At 52.4% G+C, this 7,500-nt stretch carries 4 protein-coding genes, 5 tRNA genes and 2 rRNA genes (1 of these 11 only partly in view); all 11 read right to left on the bottom strand.

The features are described from left to right. Positions 1 to 1,178 (bottom strand): elongation factor Tu (tuf, locus tag PVZ80_RS07775; RefSeq protein ID WP_273863628.1); only part of this gene is annotated, 1,178 nt, incomplete at its 3' end. A gap of 84 nt (positions 1,179 to 1,262) precedes the next feature. After that, positions 1,263 to 1,338 (bottom strand) — tRNA-Thr (locus tag PVZ80_RS07780). Between the two features lie 26 nt (positions 1,339 to 1,364). Continuing rightward, a tRNA-Gly gene (locus PVZ80_RS07785) sits at positions 1,365 to 1,438 on the bottom strand. A gap of 25 nt (positions 1,439 to 1,463) precedes the next feature. Then, positions 1,464 to 1,548, bottom strand: a tRNA-Tyr gene (locus tag PVZ80_RS07790). 142 nt (positions 1,549 to 1,690) lie between these two features. Then, positions 1,691 to 2,131 (bottom strand): hypothetical protein, encoded by a 441-nt coding sequence (locus tag PVZ80_RS07795; protein ID WP_053270061.1) that lies wholly within the window; start codon positions 2,129 to 2,131, stop codon positions 1,691 to 1,693. A 7-nt stretch (positions 2,132 to 2,138) separates the two neighbouring features. After that, positions 2,139 to 2,888: a pantothenate kinase gene (locus PVZ80_RS07800; RefSeq protein WP_198919440.1), complete on the bottom strand. Its 750-nt coding sequence runs from the start codon at positions 2,886 to 2,888 to the stop codon at positions 2,139 to 2,141. Further along, positions 2,878 to 3,837 carry a bifunctional biotin--[acetyl-CoA-carboxylase] ligase/biotin operon repressor BirA gene (birA, locus tag PVZ80_RS07805; RefSeq protein WP_273863629.1) on the bottom strand — a complete coding sequence of 320 codons (960 nt, stop codon included), beginning with the start codon at positions 3,835 to 3,837 and terminating at the stop codon, positions 2,878 to 2,880. The genes PVZ80_RS07800 and birA overlap by 11 nt, the downstream gene beginning before the upstream one ends. Before the next feature lie 169 nt (positions 3,838 to 4,006). Beyond that, positions 4,007 to 4,122: ribosomal RNA gene (rrf, locus tag PVZ80_RS07810) — 5S ribosomal RNA — on the bottom strand. 137 nt (positions 4,123 to 4,259) lie between these two features. Further along, positions 4,260 to 7,151 (bottom strand): 23S ribosomal RNA (locus tag PVZ80_RS07815). 239 nt (positions 7,152 to 7,390) lie between these two features. Continuing rightward, a tRNA-Ala gene (locus PVZ80_RS07820) sits at positions 7,391 to 7,466 on the bottom strand. A gap of 26 nt (positions 7,467 to 7,492) precedes the next feature. Beyond that, a tRNA-Ile gene (locus PVZ80_RS07825) sits at positions 7,493 to 7,500 on the bottom strand; it runs 69 nt beyond the window's last position.

Genomic DNA, 7,500 nt, shown 5'->3' on the forward strand with positions numbered 1-7,500 from the left:
GCTACGACGCCAGCGCCGACGGTACGACCGCCTTCACGGATAGCGAAACGCAGACCATCTTCCATCGCGATGGTTTTGATCAGAGTGACAGTCATCTGGATGTTGTCACCTGGCATTACCATTTCAACGCCTTCTGGCAGCTCGCAGTTACCAGTCACGTCAGTAGTACGGAAGTAGAACTGTGGACGGTAGCCTTTGAAGAACGGAGTATGACGGCCGCCTTCTTCTTTGCTCAGAACGTACACTTCAGCGGCAAACTTGGTGTGCGGCTTAACGGTACCTGGCTTAACCAGAACCTGGCCACGCTCAACGTCGTCACGCTTGGTGCCACGCAGCAGAACGCCGCAGTTCTCGCCAGCACGACCTTCGTCGAGCAGCTTGCGGAACATTTCAACGCCGGTGCAGGTGGTTTTCTGAGTTTCGCGCAGACCAACGATCTCAACTTCTTCCTGGATGCGAACGATACCACGCTCAACACGACCAGTTACCACGGTGCCACGACCGGAGATCGAGAACACGTCTTCGATAGGCATCAGGAACGGCTTGTCGATAGCACGCTCTGGCTCTGGGATGTAGGTATCCAGAGTTTCTACCAGCTTCTTAACAGCGGTAGTGCCCATTTCGTTGTCGTCTTGGCCGTTCAGAGCCATCAGAGCCGAACCGATGATGATTGGAGTGTCATCACCTGGGAAGTCGTAAGTGCTCAGCAGATCGCGCACTTCCATCTCAACCAGCTCCAGCAGCTCAGCGTCGTCAACCATGTCAGCCTTGTTCAGGAAGACAACGATGTACGGAACGCCTACCTGACGGGACAGCAGGATGTGCTCACGAGTTTGTGGCATCGGACCATCGGCAGCCGAGCAAACCAGGATCGCGCCGTCCATCTGGGCAGCACCAGTGATCATGTTTTTGACGTAGTCGGCGTGACCTGGGCAGTCAACGTGCGCGTAGTGACGAATGTTCGAGTCGTACTCTACGTGCGCGGTGTTGATGGTGATACCACGAGCTTTTTCTTCTGGGGCGCTGTCGATCTTGTCGAAGTCAACACGAGCCGAACCGAAAACCTCGGAGCAGACGCGAGTCAGAGCAGCAGTCAGAGTGGTTTTACCGTGGTCAACGTGACCAATGGTACCAACGTTGACGTGCGGCTTATTACGTTCGAACTTTTCCTTAGCCATCGAAATCACCCCTAGGAGAAGAATTGAGCAAGTCACACAAGCCATTAAAACAAAGGCAGATATTTTCATATCTGCCTTGTTATATGGAGCTCTTGAGCGGATTTGAACCGCTGACCTCACCCTTACCAAGGGTGTGCTCTACCAACTGAGCTACAAGAGCGAAACACTTTGCACAACCTGCAAACTTGGAGCGGGTAGCGGGAATCGAACCCGCATCATCAGCTTGGAAGGCTGAGGTTCTACCACTAAACTATACCCGCGGAGCTTGCAGCTCACGCTTAAATCTGGTGGAGGGGGAAGGATTCGAACCTTCGAAGTCGTAGACGTCAGATTTACAGTCTGATCCCTTTGGCCGCTCGGGAACCCCTCCTAAGCGAGGCAGCATTCTATACTATGCCACCCTTCTGTCAAGCATTTTCTCATTAAAAACCTGAGGTTAGCTGCATTGACCTTGCTTCGCTGCGTCTACCTCTAGAGGTCTTCACTGCGGAGCGGGCGCCATTCTATGCAAACTATTCGGCAGTTGCAATGCCTTCGCATGACATTATTTTATGTTTTAACTCATTGAATTCTTTAGCAAGATTCTGCAGCAACGAATCATCCAGCAAATGCTTGCTTTCAGGGGCCACACGCAACCAGTAACCAGAAGCATCAGGCAGAGCCAAAGACTTCAACCGAACCTCCACACCCAATACCGACAGGCGCTGCTCAAGCGTTTGAGCCTGATCACGACGAGCAAAACCACCTATATAGAGGCAATCGCCTTGAGCCTCGCCTCCCTTGTCACGCCTGGAGAGCGAGCCAGACGACTCACTCAGTAAGCGAATATCCTGCTGAGCCCCTTTATAAAGCGTCAGAGGCGTTACCTCCTTCGCACGCAAAGGCGCCTCCTGCTGATGCCAGACGTAATAGAACACATTGAGAACCAGGAGCAGCAGGAACAACCAGCGCATAAAAACCTCAGGACAATGGGCACGCCATAGCCAATCCGACAAAAACCAGATCAGGGACCACTCGCCCCTGCGGCACGACACCAGAAACCAGCTCAGCATCACCACCAGTGAGGAACACCACGAAATCTTCCCCCCAATAGTCGCGCGCCAGCTCCAGCTGAGTCAGCACAAACCCTCTCAACATCAATGAGCAGCCGCGCTCTACCGCCTCAACCGTCGTACGCCCCGGCAACAGGCTCTCCAAGGCGCGCTCGGCAGACAAATCGTCGTACCGAATCCGACGAGTGTGAGTTCTCAACTGATTACGCATCAATGGCATCCCCGGGCAGATAAAGCCCCCCAGGTGCTCCCCATCCTCCGCAATGAAGTCCGCAGTAACAGCTGTCCCAAAATCGAGCACCAGACAAGCACCAGCTGCCAGGCGAAAGCCCCCCAGCATGGCAAGCCAGCGGTCCAGACCAAGTCGTTCAAACTCCTCATAGCCATTTCGTACGCCTGCCATTTCTTTCGCAGGCGCAGCACAGACCACCGATACACCAAAAGCCTGTACCAACATAGAAGTAAGCTTGTTCGTCTCTTCGACCGTGCGAACGCTGACCAAGCGGCAGCGGGTCAAGACCAAGCCGCTTAGCGCACGCAGATGCCCGACCAAAGCGTCATCGGAATCAACCACACCCTCAGCAAATACCCCAAGCGCGGCATTATTCAGAACACGCCATTTAATGAAGCTGTTTCCGCAGTCAAGCTCAAGAATCATCGTGCAACCTCAAGCTGAGCTCACCACCGCTGTAGACCTTCTCAACCCCATCCACTTCCAATCGCAATGCCCCCTGCTGATCGATGCCCATAACAACACCGTCTATTTTATTGACCCCAGCAATCAGAGACACCGCATTACCTTGCCACAAGTGATTCTGCTCCCACTCCTCTTGAATAGAGGAAAAGCCCTGGGCTTGGTGACGCTCCAGGTAAGCCCTCAGCATCATACTCAGCCGAGCAACCAACTGGTTGCGATCAACCTGCTTACCGGACTCAAGCTGCATAGAAGTCCACTGCTGATCAACCTCGTCAGTTTTCTGCATGTTGACGTTGATACCCACACCCAGAACCACATGACAAACATCGGCAGGATCCCCAACCAACTCCAGCAGGATTCCAGCGATTTTTTTGCGCCCAACCAAAACATCGTTTGGCCACTTCAGACCCGCACCAGCAACTCCAAACTCACGCAAGGTCTGCATGACTGCCAGCCCGACCACCAAGCTGAGCCCTTCAAGCTGACGCATTCCACCATCGATACGCAGCACGAGACTGTAATAAACATTTTCTGCAAAAGGGCTCACCCATTTGCGACCTCTCCGACCACGCCCCGCCGTCTGACGCTCAGCGAGCACCAGGAACGGCGCAGGCACGCCGCGCTCGACAGCCCTCAGAGCTTCAGCATTTGTAGAGTCGATGGAATCGAAAGCCAACACAGCCCAAGGGCAATCCTTTGACTGCTCGTAAATATCTGCCGGGCTCAGGAGCATCAGCGGAGCCGCCAGCTGATAACCGCGACCGCGGACTTTATGGATAGAAAGCCCCAGATCAGCCTCCAACTGTTGCAACTGCTTCCACACGGCACTACGGCTAATACCCAAGGCAGCACCAAGGGCCTGGCCCGAGTGAAACCGCCCGTCCTTCAGAAGCTCCAACAATGTCAGCATGCAGATCTCGCCTCACAATGAGGCAGGCATGATAGCCATGCCTAAGGCTGTTGCATAGAAAGCGTGACAGGCACAATCAAGCAGCTAGCGCCTGCAATTCAGAATGTTTTTTTCTGCGCACAAAAGACAAAACCCCAATTGCTTTCGCAATTGGGGTTTCGGAATTTAATCTTGACGATGACCTACTCTCACATGGGGAAACCCCACACTACCATCGGCGATGCATCGTTTCACTTCTGAGTTCGGGATGGGATCAGGTGGTTCCAATGCTCTATGGTCGTCAAGAAATTCGGTGTGCCGAGTCGTCTTTCGACGCTTCAGCAAATTGGGTATGTAATAGCTTTGTGTGTTTTCTCGAACTTTCGGTTCGTTTCGTCTTCACACACCGCAACTCGCTCTTAAGCAAATTGCTTGGGTGTTATATGGTCAAGCCTCACGGGCAATTAGTATTGGTTAGCTCAACGCCTCACAGCGCTTACACACCCAACCTATCAACGTCGTAGTCTTCGACGGCCCTTCAGGGAACTCAAGGTTCCAGTGAGATCTCATCTTGAGGCAAGTTTCCCGCTTAGATGCTTTCAGCGGTTATCTTTTCCGAACATAGCTACCCGGCAATGCCACTGGCGTGACAACCGGAACACCAGAGGTTCGTCCACTCCGGTCCTCTCGTACTAGGAGCAGCCCCTCTCAAATCTCAAACGTCCACGGCAGATAGGGACCGAACTGTCTCACGACGTTCTAAACCCAGCTCGCGTACCACTTTAAATGGCGAACAGCCATACCCTTGGGACCGGCTTCAGCCCCAGGATGTGATGAGCCGACATCGAGGTGCCAAACACCGCCGTCGATATGAACTCTTGGGCGGTATCAGCCTGTTATCCCCGGAGTACCTTTTATCCGTTGAGCGATGGCCCTTCCATACAGAACCACCGGATCACTAAGACCTACTTTCGTACCTGCTCGACGTGTCTGTCTCGCAGTCAAGCGCGCTTTTGCCTTTATACTCTACGACCGATTTCCGACCGGTCTGAGCGCACCTTCGTACTCCTCCGTTACTCTTTAGGAGGAGACCGCCCCAGTCAAACTACCCACCATACACTGTCCTCGATCCGGATAACGGACCTGAGTTAGAACCTCAAAGTTGCCAGGGTGGTATTTCAAGGATGGCTCCACGCGAACTGGCGTCCACGCTTCAAAGCCTCCCACCTATCCTACACAAGCAAATTCAAAGTCCAGTGCAAAGCTATAGTAAAGGTTCACGGGGTCTTTCCGTCTAGCCGCGGATACACTGCATCTTCACAGCGATTTCAATTTCACTGAGTCTCGGGTGGAGACAGCGCCGCCATCGTTACGCCATTCGTGCAGGTCGGAACTTACCCGACAAGGAATTTCGCTACCTTAGGACCGTTATAGTTACGGCCGCCGTTTACCGGGGCTTCGATCAAGAGCTTCGCGTTAGCTAACCCCATCAATTAACCTTCCGGCACCGGGCAGGCGTCACACCCTATACGTCCACTTTCGTGTTTGCAGAGTGCTGTGTTTTTAATAAACAGTCGCAGCGGCCTGGTATCTTCGACCGGCATGGGCTTACGGAGCAAGTCCTTCACCCTCACCGGCGCACCTTCTCCCGAAGTTACGGTGCCATTTTGCCTAGTTCCTTCACCCGAGTTCTCTCAAGCGCCTTGGTATTCTCTACCCAACCACCTGTGTCGGTTTGGGGTACGGTTCCTAGTTATCTGAAGCTTAGAAGCTTTTCTTGGAAGCATGGCATCAACCACTTCGTCACCTAAAAGGTAACTCGTCATCAGCTCTCGGCCTTAGAACCCCGGATTTACCTAAGATTCCAGCCTACCACCTTAAACTTGGACAACCAACGCCAAGCTGGCCTAGCCTTCTCCGTCCCTCCATCGCAATAACTAGAAGTACAGGAATATTAACCTGTTTTCCATCGACTACGCTTTTCAGCCTCGCCTTAGGGACCGACTAACCCTGCGTCGATTAACGTTGCGCAGGAAACCTTGGTCTTTCGGCGTGGGTGTTTTTCACACCCATTGTCGTTACTCATGTCAGCATTCGCACTTCTGATACCTCCAGCAAGCTTCTCAACTCACCTTCACAGGCTTACAGAACGCTCCTCTACCGCATCACTTACGTGATACCCGTAGCTTCGGTGTATGGTTTGAGCCCCGTTACATCTTCCGCGCAGGCCGACTCGACTAGTGAGCTATTACGCTTTCTTTAAAGGGTGGCTGCTTCTAAGCCAACCTCCTAGCTGTCTAAGCCTTCCCACATCGTTTCCCACTTAACCATAACTTTGGGACCTTAGCTGACGGTCTGGGTTGTTTCCCTTTTCACGACGGACGTTAGCACCCGCCGTGTGTCTCCCATGCTCGGCACTTGTAGGTATTCGGAGTTTGCATCGGTTTGGTAAGTCGGGATGACCCCCTAGCCGAAACAGTGCTCTACCCCCTACAGTGATACATGAGGCGCTACCTAAATAGCTTTCGAGGAGAACCAGCTATCTCCGAGCTTGATTAGCCTTTCACTCCGATCCACAGGTCATCCGCTAACTTTTCAACGGTAGTCGGTTCGGTCCTCCAGTCAGTGTTACCTAACCTTCAACCTGCCCATGGATAGATCGCCCGGTTTCGGGTCTATACCCAGCGACTAAACGCCCTATTAAGACTCGCTTTCGCTACGCCTCCCCTATTCGGTTAAGCTCGCCACTGAATATAAGTCGCTGACCCATTATACAAAAGGTACGCAGTCACAGAACAAAGTCTGCTCCCACTGCTTGTACGCATACGGTTTCAGGATCTATTTCACTCCCCTCTCCGGGGTTCTTTTCGCCTTTCCCTCACGGTACTAGTTCACTATCGGTCAGTCAGTAGTATTTAGCCTTGGAGGATGGTCCCCCCATATTCAGACAAAGTTTCTCGTGCTCCGTCCTACTCGATTTCATGACTAAGAGACTTTCGCGTACAGGGCTATCACCCACTATGGCCGCACTTTCCAGAGCGTTCCGCTAATCTCAAAGCCACTTAAGGGCTAGTCCCCGTTCGCTCGCCACTACTAAGGGAATCTCGGTTGATTTCTTTTCCTCAGGGTACTTAGATGTTTCAGTTCCCCTGGTTCGCCTCTTGCACCTATGTATTCAGTACAAGATAACCATCTTATGATGGCTGGGTTCCCCCATTCAGACATCTCCGGATCAAAGTCTGTTTGCCGACTCCCCGAAGCTTTTCGCAGGCTACCACGTCTTTCATCGCCTCTGACTGCCAAGGCATCCACCGTATGCGCTTCTTCACTTGACCATATAACCCCAAGCAATCTGGTTATACTGTGAAGACGACATTCGCCGAAAATTCGCGATTAAACTCACAAATTTTACCTTAGCCTGAATAAACACCAGTGAAAGTGCTATCCAGTCTATCTTTCTATCACATACCCAAATTTTTAAAGAACGATTCTGATAAAGATCAGAAATCAACATTCATCGCCTATCAGCGGAATGCTCATTTCTAAGCTTTAAACGATGGACACCAATCTGTAATGGTGGAGCCAAGCGGGATCGAACCGCTGACCTCCTGCGTGCAAGGCAGGCGCTCTCCCAGCTGAGCTATGGCCCCGTATCGCTACAGGGTGCACCAGTAATTGGTGGGT

The sequence above is a fragment of the Pseudomonas sp. B3G-3 genome (genome assembly GCF_028640915.1).
GTDB lineage: Bacteria > Pseudomonadota > Gammaproteobacteria > Pseudomonadales > Pseudomonadaceae > Aquipseudomonas > Aquipseudomonas chlororaphis_I.